General features: G+C 64.7%; 15 protein-coding genes and 2 pseudogenes. 9 read left to right on the top strand and 8 right to left on the bottom strand.

Annotated elements, in window-relative coordinates:
- Positions 1-355 (top strand): annotated as a pseudogene (locus Q0U08_RS09675) (hypothetical protein); the annotation flags it as partial.
- Positions 356-736: 381 nt separating this feature from the next.
- Entirely contained in the window at positions 737-1111 is a 375-nt protein-coding gene (locus tag Q0U08_RS09670; RefSeq protein ID WP_298091237.1) for a VOC family protein, read from the top strand.
- A 63-nt stretch (positions 1112-1174) separates the two neighbouring features.
- Here Q0U08_RS09670 and Q0U08_RS09665 read toward each other — a convergent pair whose 3' ends face one another.
- On the bottom strand, positions 1175-2695 hold the full coding sequence (locus Q0U08_RS09665; RefSeq protein WP_298091236.1) for a fumarate hydratase: 1521 nt from the start codon (positions 2693-2695) through the stop codon (positions 1175-1177).
- 136 nt (positions 2696-2831) lie between these two features.
- On the opposite strand from Q0U08_RS09665, the gene Q0U08_RS09660 reads away from it, so the two are divergent.
- Positions 2832-5447 (top strand): EAL domain-containing protein, encoded by a 2616-nt coding sequence (locus tag Q0U08_RS09660; RefSeq protein ID WP_298091235.1) that lies wholly within the window; start codon positions 2832-2834, stop codon positions 5445-5447.
- Between the two features lies 1 nt (position 5448).
- Here Q0U08_RS09660 and Q0U08_RS09655 read toward each other — a convergent pair whose 3' ends face one another.
- Positions 5449-5889 (bottom strand): DMT family transporter, encoded by a 441-nt coding sequence (locus tag Q0U08_RS09655; RefSeq protein WP_298091234.1) that lies wholly within the window; start codon positions 5887-5889, stop codon positions 5449-5451.
- A gap of 489 nt (positions 5890-6378) precedes the next feature.
- Here Q0U08_RS09655 and Q0U08_RS09650 point away from each other — a divergent pair, with 489 nt between their 5' ends.
- Positions 6379-8310: a ribonucleoside-diphosphate reductase subunit alpha gene (locus Q0U08_RS09650; RefSeq protein WP_298091233.1), complete on the top strand. Its 1932-nt coding sequence runs from the start codon at positions 6379-6381 to the stop codon at positions 8308-8310.
- A gap of 160 nt (positions 8311-8470) precedes the next feature.
- Positions 8471-8779 (top strand): endonuclease domain-containing protein, encoded by a 309-nt coding sequence (locus Q0U08_RS09645; protein ID WP_298091231.1) that lies wholly within the window; start codon positions 8471-8473, stop codon positions 8777-8779.
- A 77-nt stretch (positions 8780-8856) separates the two neighbouring features.
- On the opposite strand, the gene Q0U08_RS09640 is transcribed toward Q0U08_RS09645, so the two are convergent.
- The gene (locus Q0U08_RS09640; protein WP_298091230.1) at positions 8857-9105 is read right to left on the bottom strand and encodes a DUF2171 domain-containing protein; all 249 of its coding nucleotides are present in this window, start codon (positions 9103-9105) and stop codon (positions 8857-8859) included.
- A gap of 26 nt (positions 9106-9131) precedes the next feature.
- Here Q0U08_RS09640 and Q0U08_RS09635 point away from each other — a divergent pair, with 26 nt between their 5' ends.
- The 3 genes from Q0U08_RS09635 to Q0U08_RS09625 all read left to right on the top strand — a co-directional run bounded on the left by Q0U08_RS09635 (position 9132) and on the right by Q0U08_RS09625 (position 11299).
- On the top strand, positions 9132-9362 hold the full coding sequence (locus tag Q0U08_RS09635) for a hypothetical protein (protein WP_298091229.1): 231 nt from the start codon (positions 9132-9134) through the stop codon (positions 9360-9362).
- Between the two features lie 73 nt (positions 9363-9435).
- On the top strand, positions 9436-10491 hold the full coding sequence (locus Q0U08_RS09630) for a ribonucleotide-diphosphate reductase subunit beta (RefSeq protein ID WP_298091227.1): 1056 nt from the start codon (positions 9436-9438) through the stop codon (positions 10489-10491).
- A gap of 10 nt (positions 10492-10501) precedes the next feature.
- Positions 10502-11299 carry a DUF4393 domain-containing protein gene (locus tag Q0U08_RS09625; RefSeq protein WP_298091226.1) on the top strand — a complete coding sequence of 266 codons (798 nt, stop codon included), beginning with the start codon at positions 10502-10504 and terminating at the stop codon, positions 11297-11299.
- An 18-nt stretch (positions 11300-11317) separates the two neighbouring features.
- Here the strand turns inward: Q0U08_RS09625 and Q0U08_RS09620 are convergent, their stop codons facing one another.
- The 5 genes and pseudogenes from Q0U08_RS09620 to Q0U08_RS09600 form a co-directional block, all read right to left on the bottom strand.
- Positions 11318-11878, bottom strand: coding sequence for a thermonuclease family protein (locus Q0U08_RS09620; protein WP_298091225.1), 561 nt, complete (start codon positions 11876-11878; stop codon positions 11318-11320).
- Between the two features lie 41 nt (positions 11879-11919).
- A complete protein-coding gene (locus Q0U08_RS09615) occupies positions 11920-12261 on the bottom strand; it encodes an HNH endonuclease (protein WP_298091223.1) in 342 nt (113 codons plus the stop codon).
- Positions 12262-12369: 108 nt separating this feature from the next.
- Positions 12370-12974 (bottom strand): annotated as a pseudogene (locus Q0U08_RS09610) (opacity protein).
- 409 nt (positions 12975-13383) lie between these two features.
- The gene (locus tag Q0U08_RS09605) at positions 13384-13725 is read right to left on the bottom strand and encodes a DNA primase (RefSeq protein WP_298091222.1); all 342 of its coding nucleotides are present in this window, start codon (positions 13723-13725) and stop codon (positions 13384-13386) included.
- A gap of 68 nt (positions 13726-13793) precedes the next feature.
- On the bottom strand, positions 13794-15029 hold the full coding sequence (locus Q0U08_RS09600; protein WP_298091220.1) for a multidrug effflux MFS transporter: 1236 nt from the start codon (positions 15027-15029) through the stop codon (positions 13794-13796).
- A gap of 131 nt (positions 15030-15160) precedes the next feature.
- Here Q0U08_RS09600 and Q0U08_RS09595 point away from each other — a divergent pair, with 131 nt between their 5' ends.
- Positions 15161-16117: a 2-oxoglutarate and iron-dependent oxygenase domain-containing protein gene (locus tag Q0U08_RS09595; RefSeq protein ID WP_298091219.1), complete on the top strand. Its 957-nt coding sequence runs from the start codon at positions 15161-15163 to the stop codon at positions 16115-16117.
- The last annotated feature ends 81 nt before the right edge of the window (positions 16118-16198 follow it).

Genomic DNA, 16198 nt, shown 5'->3' with positions numbered 1-16198 from the left:
CGATTGGCCCCTGACGCCCGGAACCTGGCGCTACACGCGTCAGGCGGACGGATCGGTCGCGAATTTCGGCACAGGCACGCCGGTGTTGACGCTGCGCTGTGATACGGCGACCCGACGCATCACGCTGGTGCGCTCCGGAGCGCAGGCCGGCACCGCGACGATCCGCACCTCCAGCACCACGCGCCCACTGCCCCTGCAGTCAGGCGGCGCGGCCGTATTGGCGGCAAGCGACTCGCTGCTGGACGCGATGGCGTTCACCCGCGGCCGCTTCGTGCTGGAGCAGCCGGGCACGCCGCCCCTAGTGGTACCGGCCTATGCCGAGATCGGTCGTGTGACGCAGGACTGCCGCGGCTGATCGACTCATCGGCGGCGCAAGAGGGTCGGTCAAACGACCCGTTATTACAAGACTTGTTTATCGCCGCCGGGCATCACACATTGGCGATGCGGCCAGCGATGGCTGCATTGGCTATCAACAAGCGAAAGGAGGTGATCCGATGTCTCATGGTTCAGCAATGGGGTCGGTTCAGTTCGTTCGGGGGACGCGCTTTTAAGGCCGCCGGACCGGCCGGGGGGTATTCTCCCCCAAGCAACGGCATGGTCCCAAAGGTCTTGAGGCCTGCATGGTCTCCCGGGCTGGAGCTCTCCGGCCGCTGACCATGTTTAGGGGCTGTCGGGACGTCGTGAGACGCCTCCCGGCAGCCTCTTCTCATATCCGGCGTTAAGCATGGAATATGCGATGAGGTTGAACCAGATTACCGTCGGCGCGACGGATTTTGACGCAAGCATCGCCTTCTACGCAAAATTGGGCTTTCGCCTGATCGTCTCGGCGGACAGGCGCTATGCGCGCTTCGAGCTTCCGGACGGAGAAGCCACCTTCTCGATCCATGTGCAGGATGCCGTGCCTGCCGGTGGCCCCGTCATCTACCTTGAAGTCGATGATGTCGATGACACGGTGCGACATCTTCGCAGTAATGGTATCGTGTTCGACACCGCACCCGCCAATCAGTCTTGGCGATGGCGCGAGGCGCGCCTGACGGACCCCGCCGGCAACAGCCTGTGCATCTTCAAGGCCGGAGCCAATCGGCGCTATCCGCCTTGGCGGATATCATAATGCACCGCTTCATTCCCGTCGCCGGCACATACGGACGACCGGAATGAAGCGCCCGATGCACCCTCAAGCCGGCGTCAGCAGCCCTTCCTTCGCGATCTTTTCCCGCCACACCAGCGGCGCGAGCTGGTGGACATTCTGCCCCTCGGCATCCACCGCCACCGTCACGGGGAAGTCCTGTACCTCGAACTCGTAGATCGCCTCCATGCCCAGGTCCTCGAACCCGACCACCTTCGATCCCTTGATCGCGCGCGCCACCAGATAGGCCGCACCGCCCACCGCCATAAGATAGGCGGAACGATGATCCTTGATCGCCTCGGTCGCTGCCGGCCCGCGCTCGGCCTTGCCGACCATCGCCAGCAGCCCCTGTTCCAGCATCATGCGCGTGAATTTGTCCATGCGGGTCGCGGTGGTGGGGCCGGCGGGACCAACCACTTCCTCGCCCACCGGATCGACCGGCCCGACATAATAGATCACGCGGCCCGCGAACTCGACCGGCAGTTGCTCGCCCTTGGCCAGCATGTCGGCGATCCGCTTGTGCGCAGCGTCGCGCCCGGTCAGCATCTTGCCGTTCAGCAGCAGCCGATCGCCATGCTTCCAGCTTTGCACCACCTCCGGGGTCAGCGTGTCGAGATCGACGCGCTTGGCCGCCACATCGGGCTTCCAGTCGACCTTGGGCCACTCGTCCAGCTTGGGGGCTTCCAGATAGACCGGCCCGCTGCCGTCCAGCGTGAAGTGCGCATGGCGCGTCGCGGCACAGTTGGGGATCATCGCTACGGGCTTCGACGCGGCATGCGTCGGCCAGTCGAGGATCTTCACGTCGAGAATGGTGGAAAGCCCGCCCAGCCCCTGTGCGCCGATGCCCAACGCATTGACCTTGTCCATCAGTTCGATGCGCAGCGCCTCGATATCGTTGCGGGGGCCGCGCGCGCGCAACTGCCCCATGTCGATCGCGCCCATCAGCGACTGCTTGGCGAGCAGCATCGCCTTTTCCGCGGTGCCGCCGATGCCGATGCCCAGCATGCCGGGCGGGCACCAGCCGGCACCCATTTGCGGGATCATCTCCAGCACCCAATCGACGATCGAATCGCTGGGATTCATCATCTTGAACTTGGACTTGTTCTCACTGCCGCCACCCTTGGCGGCGACATCCACGCTCACCCTGGCACCCGGCACCATCTCGACGTGCAGCACCGAAGGCGTGTTGTCGCGCGTGTTGCGCCGCGTGAAGGCGGGATCGGCCAGGATCGAGGCGCGGAGCTTGTTTTCCGGATGGAGGTACGCCCGGCGCACCCCTTCGTCGACGACCTCCTGCAGCGACCGATCGCCCGACAGGCGGCAATCCTGCCCCCATTTGACGAACACGGTGACGATGCCGGTATCCTGGCAGATCGGCCGATGCCCCTCGGCGCACATGCGGCTGTTGGTCAGGATCTGGGCGATGGCATCCTTGGCGGCGGGGCTCTGTTCGGCCTCATAGGCCTCGCCCAGCGCACGGATATAATCCATCGGGTGATAGTAGCTGATGAACTGGAGCGCGTCGGCCACGCTCTCGATCAGGTCGGTGTCGCGGATGATCGTGGTCATGGGCAAGCCTTTGCGCGAAGCGCGCCGATGATGCAATCGGCCGGCATCCGGCATTAACCACATCCACTGTCCAGTTTCGCAACCTGGCTCGCCTAGCATCGGGGTCATGCCGCGATCAGCTTCTCCCGACGGACCCGTGTCGATCGCCTGTCTGCTGGGGCTGGCGGAGGATGAGCGCGAGCAGGTGGCGATCCTCCAGCAGGTCCGGCAGGATCAGCTTGCCGCCACCTGGCCCTTTGCGGTGGTGGCGCAGGCGGCCGCCTCTGCCTTCCTGATCGTCATGCTGGCACGCAGTGGCGACACGGCCGCGCTGATGCCGGCTGCGCTGTTCGCGGGGCTCGGGCTGTTCCTGTCGGGGGGCGGCATGCCGCTGCTCCGCTGGATGGTGCGCGAACAGTGGCAACCCTTTCAGTGTCACCGCGTCCTTGCCACCCTCGCTGCGCTGCTGGCCGCGACGCTTACCATGCAGATGTGGATCGCGACCGACCTGCCCGATCCGGTGCGGCTGGGCTGCATGGTGGCGCTGGCCGGCGCCATCGGCCTGAGCGTCGTGGCCGCGCATGACGTGCGGCCGATGACGCTGGGACTCGCGGCCGGACTGGTCCTGACCATTGCCGTGCTCAAGGGGCTGGACGCGACCTTGGTCACGGCGCTGGCGTGTCTGGGCGCTCTGATCCTGGTCAGCCGGCGGCTGGGCCTGGTAGACCGGGTGACCGCCGACCTCCGGACGCGGGAACTGGCCGACAGCCGAACCGCCGCCAAGATGGTGGCGGAATTCGAGAACCAGGGCACCGGCTGGTTCTGGGAAACGGATCGTCATGGCCGCCTCACCTATCTCAGCGAAAAGGTTGCCGCCGATCTTGCCCGCTACGGCACCCGCACAAGCGAGGCGGCCCTGTCCGATCTGTTCCGCATCGATACGCTGGCCACCGGCGCGGAGCGCACCCTGGCCTTTCACCTCGCCTCGCGCACCGGCTTCTCCGATTATTCCGTCTGCGCCGCGGCCGATGCGGAGGGCACGCGGTGGTGGTCGATCTCGGGCCGGCCGATGATCGATTCGCTTGGCCGGTTCCAGGGTTTCATCGGCTCAGGCGCGGACCTGACCGAAAAGCGGCGCTCGCAGGCGGAGATTACCCGTCTTGCGCTATCCGACAGCCTGACCGGCCTCGCCAATCGCCAGCGCATGCGCACCGCGCTTGAAAAGACGCTGGCGGGCGGGTCCGGCGCGTACCGGCCCGCCAGTCTGTTCCTGCTCGATCTCGACCGGTTCAAGGCGGTGAACGACACGCTCGGCCATCAGGCGGGCGACACGCTGTTGAAACAGGTTGCCCGGCGGCTGGAGGATTGCGTCGGCGATGCCGGGCTGGTCGGCCGCCTGGGCGGCGACGAGTTCCAGGTGCTGCTCCCCGATATCGATGCCCGCGAACGACTGGGGCACTTGGCACGCTCGATCATCACGACGCTTTCGCAACCCTATATGATCGACGATGGCGCGGTGACGATCGGGTGTTCGATCGGCATCGCCATGGCCCCCCATCACGGGGAGGACGGCGAGACGCTGGTCCGCAATGCCGATCTCGCCCTCTACGCCGCCAAGGGCGACGGGCGCGGCGTCCACCGCTTTTATGCCGACGAGATGCTGGAGGGCGCCCGCACCCGCCAGCGGCTCGAATCCGATCTGCGCGAAGCCTTGGCGCAGGGCAGCTTCCACCTGGCCTATCAACCGATCGTCGCGACCGGCGACGCCCGCATCGTCGGTTACGAGGCGCTGCTCCGCTGGACGCACCCGACGCGCGGCGCCGTATCGCCGGCCGAATTCGTTCCCATTGCCGAGGAATGCGGCCTGATAGAACCGCTTGGCGAATGGGTGCTGCGTACCGCCTGTCGCGAGGCGGCACGCTGGCCGGGCGGCGTCCGCGTCGCGGTCAACGTGTCGCCGATCCAGTTCGCCAATCACCGCCTGCCCGATCTGGTCGCCAGCGCGCTCGCCCATGCCGGGCTCGCTCCCGACCGGCTGGAGTTGGAGATAACCGAGGGCGTGTTCCTCGACGGGTCGGCGGACACCGACCAGATGTTCAAGGCGCTGAAGGGCCTCGGCATCCGCCTGGCGCTTGACGATTTCGGCACCGGCTATTCCAGTCTCGGCTATCTGCGCACCGCCCCGATCGACAAGATCAAGATCGACCAGTCCTTTGTCCGCGGCACGGCACAGGCCGGCAACCGCAACGCCGCGATCGTGCGGGCGATCGTCACGCTGGCCGACACGCTGGGCATGGAGACCACGGCCGAGGGCGTCGAGCATCAGGACGAGATCACCCTGCTCGCCGGTCTGGGGTGCAGCCACATCCAGGGCTTCGTCTATGGCCAGCCGGCCAACGCCGATGACGCGCTGGCGCAGCTATCCGCCAGGCGCGGCTATGCCACCGCCACCGGATTCCGGGTCAGCCGTGCGCCGCGCATCAAGATGCTGCGCTCTGCCCGCGTGGCGATCCAGAATGCCGATGGCGGGGTCATCGACGGCGATGTGCGGATCCGCGACATGTCCGCGACCGGCGCGATGATCGACGGCCTTGCCATTGACGGCGATGCGGTCGGCATCGATCTGCTGATCGAACTGCTGGAAGACCAGATGTTCACCGCCCAGGTGCGCTGGGCACGCGATGGCCGCGCCGGCATCCAGTTTGCCGAGCATTTCAACCTGGAGCGTCTCAACCCGCCCGCACGGTCATTGCGCCAGGCGAACGAGCGTTGAGCTATCCGCGTCGGACCAGCACCGCGCCTGCGATCACCAGCGCGGCGCCCAGCAGCTTGGGCACCGTCACCGGATCGGTCCTGAGCCCCAGCATCCCGAAATGATCGAGCGCCAGCGCGGTGGCCAGCTGGCTGGCGATCGCGACGGTCAGCGCCGTCGCCAGTCCCAGTCGCGGGGCGGCAAAGGCGATCGCCGCGACGAAGCCCGCTCCGTAGAAGCCGCCGAGCCACGCCCAGGACGGCGCCCCCTTCAGCGCCGCCGGCATGGTGCGATCCAGCGCCATCCACGCCACCAGCAGCACGACCGTGCCCACCAGGAAGGATACCAGCGCCGCCAGCAGCACGGATCCCGATATCCTGGCCAGCGCCGCGTTGGTCGGCGCCTGAACGGCGATCCCGATTCCGGCCAGAAGGATCAGGATGAAGGGCAGGCCTAGCGACATGCCCTCCCCGTATCGACCGCCGCCGCGCCGTTCAACTCGGGCGACGCGCGTGCCCTCCTGTGGCACCATGGCGGCACCGAAGCTGGTGGTCGGGTCACGATGCGCGACACCATCCCTTGTGTCTGCCCCTGGTGTCTGGGCGGCCGGGCGATACCCCAAAAAAATATTTTGCCTCTTGCGCTTCGCGAACCCCGCAGACATCCATGCGTCGCGCCGATCGGGGCCGCTTCGGCCCTCGGAACCGATACTCGCCTCGCCGCTTATCCTCTTGCGAGCCTGACACGGATTATACACAAGCACTGGTATAAGACGCGAGGGGCCCACCCAAGCTCTGGTAGGAACACGGCCGATCCTCCATTGGCCGGCAAGGGTCCGTCGCGCGCGAAACGTGACGCATGGTCTCTTTTTGTTCTAACAAACCAGCCGCTTGCGGTTAGACTGGGCGGACGCCACGAGTCGAACGAATTGAGAACAAGGAGCGGCTTCGCGATGGACTTCAGCCGGGACAGCGACATGACCACCGACACGATCGACAAGGCCCAGACCAGCATGGCACTCGACGCCCCCGCCATCCCTGCCCCCGCGGCAGCGGACAGCAAGGCGATTCGCCCCCAGCCCTATCCGGTCGAGGTCGATCACGCGCGCGATGCGAACCTGACCGACTTCGGCAAGGAGACGCTGAAGGATCGCTATCTGCTCCCGGGTGAGAGCTTCCAGGACCTGTTCGTCCGCGTCGCCTCCGCCTATGCCGATGACGCCGCCCATGCGCAGCGCCTGTACGATTACATCTCGAAACTGTGGTTCATGCCCGCCACCCCCGTCCTGTCGAACGGCGGCACCGGGCGCGGCCTGCCCATTTCCTGCTATCTCAACTCGGTGCCCGACAGCCTGAACGGCATCGTCGACACCTGGAACGAGAATGTGTGGCTGGCCTCGCGCGGTGGCGGCATCGGCACCTATTGGGGCAATGTCCGCGGCATCGGCGAGCCGGTCGGCCTGAACGGCAAGACCAGCGGCATCATCCCCTTCGTCCGCGTCATGGATTCGCTGACGCTGGCGATCAGCCAGGGCTCGCTGCGCCGCGGCTCGGCCGCCTGCTATCTCGACATCTCGCATCCCGAGATCGAGGAGTTCCTGGAAATCCGCAAGCCCAGCGGCGACTTCAACCGCAAGGCGCTCAACCTCCACCACGGCGTCCTCATCCCCGACGCCTTCATGGAGGCGGTGCGCGACGGCGCCGAATGGCAGCTCAAGAGCCCCAAGACGGGCGAAGTCCGCGCCACGCTCGACGCGCGCTCCCTCTTCCAGAAGCTGGTGGAAACCCGCCTCCAGACCGGCGAGCCCTATATCGTCTTCGCCGATCACGTGAACTCCACGATGCCCAAGCATCACCGCGATCTGGGTCTGAAGGTCTCGACCTCGAACCTGTGTTCGGAGATCACGCTGCCGACCGGCGTCGATCACCTCGGCAACGATCGCACTGCGGTGTGCTGCCTGTCGTCGCTCAACCTGGAAACCTGGGACGAGTGGAAGGACGACAAGCAGTTCATCGAGGACGTGATGCGCTTCCTCGACAATGTGTTGCAGGATTATATCGACCGGCACGAGCCGGGCATGGAGCGTGCCGCCTATTCCGCGGGGCGCGAGCGCTCGGTGGGTCTGGGCGTCATGGGCTTCCACTCCTTCCTCCAGGCGCGCGGCATCCCGTTCGAGGGCGCGATGGCCAAGTCGTGGAACCTGCGCATGTTCAAGCATGTCAACGCGCAGGTGAACCAGGCGTCGATGACGCTGGCGGTCGAGCGCGGGCCCTGCCCCGACGCCGCCGATGTCGGCGTGATGGAGCGTTTCTCCTGCAAGATGGCGATCGCGCCGACCGCCTCCATCTCGATCATCTGCGGCGGCACCAGCGCGTGCATCGAGCCGATCCCGGCCAACATCTACACGCACAAGACGCTGTCGGGCAGCTTCGCGGTCAAGAACCCGTATCTGGAAAAGCTGCTCAACCAGAAGAGCAAGAATTCCGAGGCGGTATGGAGCTCGATCCTGGAGCATGGCGGCTCGGTCCAGCATCTCGACTTCCTGACCCAGGAAGAAAAGGACGTGTACAAGACCAGCTTCGAGATCGACCAGCGCTGGCTGCTCGAACTGGCCGGTGACCGCACGCCGTTCATCGATCAGGCGCAGTCGCTGAACCTGTTCATCCCGGCCGATGTCGAGAAGTGGGACCTGCTGATGCTCCACTTCCGCGCCTGGGAGCTGGGCATCAAGTCGCTCTATTATCTGCGCTCCAAATCCGTCCAGCGCGCCGGCTTTGCAGGGTCCGAAGGATCGGGCGGCGTCGAGGCGGATAATACGATCGACAAGCCGAAATTCGATCTGGGCGAATCGACCGACTATGACGAATGCCTGGCGTGCCAGTGAGGTGACGGCGGACGGCCCATGTCCCTCTCCCCTTGTGGGAGAGGGAGGGGCCCGCGCGGCATCGCCGCGTGGGAGGGTGAGGGGCAACGTGGATGGGCAGAGCAAACGGCAATGCCTACCCGCAGACACCACGCTCCGTTCACGACGCCTGCGGCAGCAAATGGGTGAACCCGAACGCCGTCTATGGCGCGCTTTACGCGAGGCTCTCCCGCTCGCCAGATTTCGTCGACAGGTTCCTTTCGGCCCATATCACGTGGATTTCTGCGCGCATGGGCCACGCCTGATCGTCGAAGTGGATGGCGATGATCACGCAGGCAAAACTCATCAGGACGCGGAGCGTACGCGTTTCCTGCGCAATGAAGGTTATGACGTGATCCGTTTCGGCAACACAGAGGTGATGACGAACATCGATGGCGTCGTGGCCATGATCACGAGCGCGATCGCGCATAAGGCAAGAGGCCGCTTATGACGAGCGGCTCCCTCACCCTCCCACTGCCTGCGGCAGCGGGCCCCTCCCTCTCCCACAAGGGGAGAGGGAAGCAGTCGTCACTCCGTCTCTTCGAACGTCACCGCTTCGGCGCCGTTGGCGGAGAGGCGCACCTTGCCGTCCTCGATATCCGCGACCAGGCCGATCGAGATATAGTGATGCTTCGCGCCCTGCCCGTCCTCGGTCTGCGGCGAGTCGTTCTTGGTCAGCTTGATGCGATCGCCCTCGACATGGTCGACGGTGCCGACATGCGTGCCGTCCGCGCCGATGACTTCCGCGTGTTCCTGAATCTGGCTGATATCGACCATCGGTGTCCTCCTGTGATGGGTTCGACGTGCCAACGCACCGCACCCGAAATGGTGGCATCGTGACCGGCTGGGCGATCATGTATATCGTCGCGGGCGTGCTTGCGCTGATCGGTGCCGGCCTGTTGCTCGCGCTCGTCCGTCCGCAAAGCGCGGGCAAGGTCTATGCCTATCGCATGATCGGCATCATGGCGCTGGCCGGCGCCGCCTCGCTCGCCGCCTCCGCCGCGGCGCTCAAGGCATGGAGCGTGGCCCCATGACCCCGCACCCGTTTTCCCGTGGCGCCACGCGCGCCCCGCGCCCCTTCACACTCTTCGTACCGGAGTAATCCCCATGTCCCTCCTTCAAGCCTCCAAGCAGTACAAGCCCTTCGAATACCCCTGGGCGTTCGAGTTCTGGAAGCGTCAGCAGCAGCTTCACTGGCTCCCCGAAGAGGTGCCGCTGGGCGAGGATTGCCGCGACTGGGCGCAGAAGCTCAGCGATCACGAGCGTAACCTGCTGACCCAGATCTTCCGCTTCTTCACCCAGGCGGACGTCGAGGTGCAGGATTGCTACCACGAGAAATACGGCCGCGTGTTCAAGCCGACCGAGATCAAGATGATGCTGACCGCGTTCAGCAACATGGAGACGGTGCACATCGCCGCCTACAGCCATCTGCTCGACACGATCGGCATGCCCGAAAGCGAATATGGCGCCTTCCTCGAATATGCCGAGATGAAGGAAAAGCATGATTACATGCAGAATTTCGGCGTCGATTCCGACGAGGACATCGCCCGCACGCTGGCCATGTTCGGCGGCTTCACCGAGGGCGTACAGCTCTTCGCCTCGTTCGCGATGCTGATGAACTTCCCGCGCTTCAACAAGATGAAGGGCATGGGCCAGATCGTCACCTGGTCGATCCGCGACGAGAGCCTGCACTGCGAGGGCATCATCAAGATGTTCCACACCTTCTGCCACGAGCGCCAGTGCCTGACCAAGGCGGTGAAGGATGACATCGCCGATGTCTGCCAGACGACGATCCGCCTGGAGGACAACTTCATCGACCTCGCCTTCGAAATGGGTCCGGTCGAGGGGATGAAGCCCAAGGAGATCAAGAAGTATATCCGCTACATCGCCGACTGGCGGATGGGCCAGCTCGGCCTGAAGCCGATCTACATGATCGACGAGCACCCCCTGCCCTGGCTCGCCCCGATGCTGAACGGCGTCGAGCATGCCAACTTCTTCGAACAGCGCGCCACCGAATATTCCAAGGCCGCGACCAAGGGCCAGTGGAACGACGTGTGGGACTCGTTCGACAAGCGCCAGAAGGCCAAGGGCGCCAAGCCGGCGAACGAAGAAGGCACCGGCATGGGTGACATGTTCTCGCAGGCGGGTGTGGCTGCCGAATAGGAGGATACATATGCCCGACCTGTCTTCGACAATCGCCGGTAAAATCGTTGAGGGCGGAATTATTCCGCTCGTATATAAGGATCTTGCTCAACCCGGTGTTCGACAGGTCGGGAAAGCTCTCTCAACCGTTCTGCAATTGGGTAACACATTACTACTCCCAATACGTCTAGCAAACGAGACCGCAAGAAAATTTGAAGAACGAAAGTTCTCTGAAATTGCGGATAGGTTTTCGAGCATACCAGAACAGGACACCATTGACGTATCACCGGAAATTGGCGTTCCGATCATGGAGAATTTGTCCAGAACCGAGGATATAAGTCTCAGATCTATGTACATAGAGCTGTTGGCAAAGGCCGCGACGAACTCAACCGCCTCCCAAGCGCATCCCAGCTTTACTCAGGTAATATCTTCTCTATCACCTGATGAAGCTATATTTCTAAAACATCTGTCGACAGCGAGCCGCCATCCGATTGTCGATATTAGTTTAAAGCTCGGCGCTAATGGCGGCAGAAACGTTATCGCGGATCTAATTACACTTCCACCTCAAGGCCTAGCTTTCAGGTCGAATACTCCCCTATACGTGTCAAACTTAGCAGGATTAGGAATTCTAGAGATAATAAGGGACACCTATTTGAGCGCGCCTGGCAGATATGACGAACTCATATCATATGCCGAGACGCTTCATGATTTTTCAAATGTCACCTCGACAGATGAAGGGGAGTGGACAGTTCATTATTCAAAGCACGTTTTATCTGTGCTGCCTTATGGAAAAGCCTTCATGAACGCCTGTCTCTGTGATGTTGAATGATCGATGCAAACTACCTGATCAACACCACCCCCGCCGCTTGCCTCCGGCATAGGGCCGCGCCAGCCCCTCCTCCACAAGCTGCGCACCCAGCGACACGCCGTCGCGGCTGACCACCGCCAGCCTGCGCCCATATTTGTCGCGGGCGCGGGACTGTGGCTCCATCACGAACGGCCCTGCGTTCAGCAATTCGCGCATCCGCTCGGTCGCCGCCTCGCCCTTGCGCGCCTCGGCCGGGCAGCGTGGCGGGTGCGTCTCGGGCGTGTCGATATCGGCGATGCGGATGGTGTCGCCGCCCATGCGGAACGTGTCGCCATCGACGACGCAGTCCGCCCGCGCACCACGCCGGCAGCGGACGAACCGGCCGCTCGCCGCCTCGCCCGGTGGCGCCCATCGGCCCGGCCACAGGCGGCGCAGCACCCGCTCCAGATCGGTCACGCCGATCTCGTGCGCCACCGCATCGCCCACCCGCCGCCAGTCCGCGACATGCGGCAGGGCCAGCCCCAGCGCCAGTCCCATCAGGACCAGCCGCGCCTCCCGCAAAAACCCGCCTGACGAAGCCCGCAAACCATTTCGTGCCATGACAATGCGTTAGGAGTCGGCCCGCATCACGGCAACCGACCTTACCCCTGCATTTTGCGTGTCGGCGCATGGAAATCGGGCGGCTTGTTCGCAATCCACTTCAGATACCGCGTCATATCCTCGCGGCCACGCAGGGTTTCCAGATCGGCAAAATGCCGCGCCAGATCGGCATTGGAGACGAGAGCGTGGATGGTGCGGTGGCAGATCGGATGCACCGGCACGGTTTCGCGCCCACCTTCGCTCTTGGGGACGACATGGTGCCATTCCACCCGGCGCCCCAGGCTACGGCCGCACAGCGCACACGCGTCGCTGTCCGTCACCTCCGCTGCGGCCCTCGCCTCCCCGGCCGCCAACGCCGCCTTGCGCTTCACCCGTCCGCTCATGGCGTCGATATGGGGTGGGGCGTGGCCAAAAGAAAACGGGGCCCGGCACTTGGCCGGACCCCGCTGCGATACGCTTTACTGGTACGCTTTTACTGGATCGGTAACCGATCAGAAGTGTGCGACGACACCCGCGGTCGGGCGGAAGCTGTCCGCGTCGCCGAAGGTCGAGACCTCGAAGCGGAAGCGCAGGCCCGAATTGCCGGTGATGCCGCCAGACCGATGTCCTTGGGGCCGACTTCAGCGCCGACGCCATAGGTCATCGCGTGGAAATCGGGGCTGTCGTTGCCGTAGCGGGCGAAGTTCACCCAGCGATAGCCGACCTTGCCGTAGAACAGGCCGCTCTCGCCCGAACGGAAGCCGAAGCGGCCGGCGGCGCCGTAGCCCCAGTCGATCGCGCCGTCGACGCCCTTCATGGCTTCACCCTCGGCGCCGACGAACACCGGACCCAGCGGAACGTTCACCCCGACGATGCCGTTGACGATCGCGCCCTGCAGCTTGCGGCCGCCGATCGCGGTGTCGGGGATGCCGTGGCCGACGCGACGGTCGAAACCTTCCCAGCCGCCCATCACCGCAACATACGGCTCAAACCCGAACGCCTTGGTGCCGTCGGGCGCGGTCGCGGGTGCCGACGAGTCGGAATAGGTGTCCTGGGCTGCTGCGGGGACGGCAACGAACGCCGCCGCAATCGCGGCTGCGAGGGAAAGCTTACGCATGAGAGATACCCTTCTTCTTCTATTTGGGGGGCTGCAGCCTGATGCGCCGCGTCGCCCGTGACCCGCTTAACCGCGCAAACCGGTGCGGGTTGCACAAACATGACGCGACAGGGGTGCCTTTTTGGCTGGTGTTGCTGCAACGCAACAGTTCCTGTCACTCAGATGAACGGATTGTGGGCGGGATGTGGCCCTGCCTTCAACCCGCCTGAAGAGTGGCTGATTTGCGCCAAAAATGAGGCAGCAAGGGCTCGAACAGCATGGGTTATGACAGGCGAACTTCGCGACTCACCTGCGACCGGTTCGCCACGCGCCCAACATCACTGTTGCAGAGCGACATGACAACGTTGTGAAAACACGAAAAAGCCGGCGCCCCGACAGGGGGCACCGGCTGAGGGGGGGGATCACGCGATCAGGGACGCAGCGCGGCATCATCCTTGTCGTCGAGTTCGTCATCCTCGACGGTATCGGCGTCGAAATCGTCCTGAACGTCATCCTCGTCGATATCGTCCGGATCCATGGTCACCGTGGCGTCGCTTTCGCCCACCTCTTCGGAATCCATGTCCAGTTCGTCGATCGGCTCGTCTTCTGCATCGTCATCCCCCAGATCGGGATCGACATCGGTCAGCAGCACGCCGTCGGTCGGGCCATTGCGCGTCGCCTCCAGGATTTCGGCGCGCTGGCTTTCGTCATAGCCTTCCTCGTCCCAGCCATCGTCGCCGGTGCCCCGGCCCTGAACCTGATGTCCGCCCATGATCGCCTCCTGCTTTGCGAAAAAATCGCTTCGGGAGGTCGAACGGCGGGGCGGCGGGCCGGGTTCCGTCAGCCGCGACGGAAGACGTGACCGCGCTCGGTGACGAAGACCAGGCCGAAGGCGATCAGCCCCGCGACCAGGAACCCGGCGATCAGGGGCACCGGGGTGCCGTCGAACGCCTGGCCGATCAGCGCACCGATCACCGAGCCGAAAGTAATGCTGGTAAAGCCCTGTACGCTGGAGGCGGTGCCCGCGATCCCGCCCATATTCTCCATCGCCATCGCCGAGAAGTTGGACGTCGCCAGGCCGAAGCACGCCATGGTCAGGCCCTGCAGGACGCCAAAGGCCCACAGCGTCTCGTGCCCGGTCCACACCACCGCCAGATGGATCGCCGACAGCAGGATCAGCGCGGTTACCGCGCCGTGGCTGATCAGCCGCGTCCCCAGCCGCATCACGATCTGCGAATTGAGCAGGTTCGCCACCGCCATCGTCGCTGCGGTCGTGGCGAACACCAGCGCCAGCAGCGCCGGGCGTCCGAAGGTTTCCGCCATGATCTGCTGGACCGAGTTCAGATAGCCGTACAGCGCGCCCATCAGCGCGGTGGAGGCCAGCGTGTATCCCAGCGACAGCCGGTCGCTCACCGTCTGCCACCAGCCGCGCGCGATGCGTCCCGGTGCGATCGCCAGCCGCCGCTCCGGCGCCAGCGTTTCGGGCATGCGGATCGCGAACCACGCCAGCACCAGCGCGGCGAGGCCAGCGATCGCCCAGAAGATCACCCGCCACCGGCCGAAGATCAGCATGAACTCGCCGAAGGCGGGCGCCAGCACCGGCACCACCATGAACACCATGAAGGCGATCGACATCACCTTGGCCATCGCGCGGCCCTGATAACAGTCGCGCACCAGCGCCACCGTCGCCACCCGCGTCGCCGCCACCGCCGCTCCGCCGCACACCCGCGCCGCTAGCAGCAGCGTGAAGCTGCCCGCCACCGCCGCCAGCGCATTGGCGATCACATAGCCGACCAGCGCACAGATCAGCACCCGCCGCCGCCCGAACCGATCCGCCAACGGCCCATGCGCCAGTTGCGCGACGCCGAACCCGATCAGGAAGGCGGTGATGACGAACTGGCGCGCATTGGCATCGCGCACGTTCAGGCTGTCGCCGATCGCGGGCAGGGCGGGCAGCATCGAATCGATCCCCAGCGCCGCCAGCGCCATCAACGCGGCGACCAGCAGCACGAATTCGACAAAGCCGATCGGCGCGCCCGGACTGTCCGGCGCGGGGTGCGAAGGGGAATCGGTCATGATGGCTGTCCATAGCGGGGCCATGCGGCGCGCGGAACCCATCGTACGCACGGCCACCGCCACCGCTATCCGCCGCGCACCGCACCTCCTATATGACGGCTTCAGGACGCTTTTTGTTTGGACAGGCTTTCATGCTCGATACGCCCACGGCCCAGGTGCCGATCCTCAGCCTCAACGATCAGGCGCGCGATCCGGACGGCTTTGCCGCCGATTTCGGCGGCTCGTTCGAACGCTTCGGCTTCGCCATCGTCGCCGATCACGGCATTCCCCAGGACCTGATCGACCACGCCTGGGCAGAGACCCGTGCGCTATTCGCTCTGCCCGAGGACGAGAAGCGGCAATATCACGTCCCCGGCGGCGGCGGTGCGCGCGGCTACACGCCGTTCAAGACCGAGATCGCCAAGGATGCCAAGGTGGTCGATCTCAAGGAATTCTGGCATGTCGGCCGCGAGCTGCCCGCCGGCCACCGCTTTGCCGACAAGATGCCCGCCAATATCTGGCCGACCCGGCCCGAGGGCTTCAAGGACACCTTTGTCGAGCTGTTCGCCGCGTTCGACCGCGCGGGCGACCGCCTGCTGTCCGCGATCGCCCGCCATCTGAAGCTCGCACCCGACTGGTTCGACCCGGCGGTGCGGGACGGCAACTCGGTGCTGCGCCTGCTCCACTATCCGCCGATCCCTGTCGATGCGGAAGGGGTTCGCGCCGGCGCGCATGAGGATATCAACCTCATCACGCTGCTGCTCGGTGCCGAGGAGGCGGGCCTCGAACTGCTCGACCGCGATTCGGGCCAGTGGCTGTCGATCAAGCCGCCCGAGGGCGCGATGGTGGTCAATGTCGGCGACATGCTCCAGCGCCTGACCAACCACGTCCTGCCCTCGACCACCCACCGCGTCGTCAACCCGCCGCCCGAGCGTCGCGGCCATTCGCGTTATTCGATGCCCTTCTTCCTGCATCCCGCGCCCGATTTCCTGATCGAAACGCTGCCGGGCACGGTGAGCGCGGAAAACCCCAACCGCTACGAAACCCCGATCACCGCGCACGACTATCTCTACGAACGCCTGGTCGAGATCGGCCTGATCAAGAAGTAACCACGCCCTTCTCCCTCTCTCCCGTCCGGGGAGAGAGGGAGATATCACCCGCGAAACAATCCCCCCAGCACGCCGCGCACC

Origin of the sequence: uncultured Sphingomonas sp., from assembly GCF_946477935.1 — a bacterium.
Taxonomy (GTDB): domain Bacteria; phylum Pseudomonadota; class Alphaproteobacteria; order Sphingomonadales; family Sphingomonadaceae; genus Sphingomonas.
This window is presented reverse-complemented; position numbering and strand designations above follow the sequence as displayed.

Coding starts and splice junctions, on each gene's coding strand:
- Q0U08_RS09595 (WP_298091219.1), top strand. CDS start 15,161: ATGCTCGATACGCCCACGGCCCAGGTGCCGATCCTCAGCCTCAACGAT.
- Q0U08_RS09655 (WP_298091234.1), bottom strand. CDS start 5,889: ATGTCGCTAGGCCTGCCCTTCATCCTGATCCTTCTGGCCGGAATCGGG.
- Q0U08_RS09630 (WP_298091227.1), top strand. CDS start 9,436: ATGTCCCTCCTTCAAGCCTCCAAGCAGTACAAGCCCTTCGAATACCCC.
- Q0U08_RS09615 (WP_298091223.1), bottom strand. CDS start 12,261: ATGAGCGGACGGGTGAAGCGCAAGGCGGCGTTGGCGGCCGGGGAGGCG.
- Q0U08_RS09670 (WP_298091237.1), top strand. CDS start 737: ATGAGGTTGAACCAGATTACCGTCGGCGCGACGGATTTTGACGCAAGC.
- Q0U08_RS09640 (WP_298091230.1), bottom strand. CDS start 9,105: ATGGTCGATATCAGCCAGATTCAGGAACACGCGGAAGTCATCGGCGCG.
- Q0U08_RS09650 (WP_298091233.1), top strand. CDS start 6,379: ATGGACTTCAGCCGGGACAGCGACATGACCACCGACACGATCGACAAG.
- Q0U08_RS09620 (WP_298091225.1), bottom strand. CDS start 11,878: ATGGCACGAAATGGTTTGCGGGCTTCGTCAGGCGGGTTTTTGCGGGAG.
- Q0U08_RS09600 (WP_298091220.1), bottom strand. CDS start 15,029: ATGACCGATTCCCCTTCGCACCCCGCGCCGGACAGTCCGGGCGCGCCG.
- Q0U08_RS09605 (WP_298091222.1), bottom strand. CDS start 13,725: ATGGGCGGACATCAGGTTCAGGGCCGGGGCACCGGCGACGATGGCTGG.
- Q0U08_RS09665 (WP_298091236.1), bottom strand. CDS start 2,695: ATGACCACGATCATCCGCGACACCGACCTGATCGAGAGCGTGGCCGAC.
- Q0U08_RS09625 (WP_298091226.1), top strand. CDS start 10,502: ATGCCCGACCTGTCTTCGACAATCGCCGGTAAAATCGTTGAGGGCGGA.
- Q0U08_RS09645 (WP_298091231.1), top strand. CDS start 8,471: ATGGGTGAACCCGAACGCCGTCTATGGCGCGCTTTACGCGAGGCTCTC.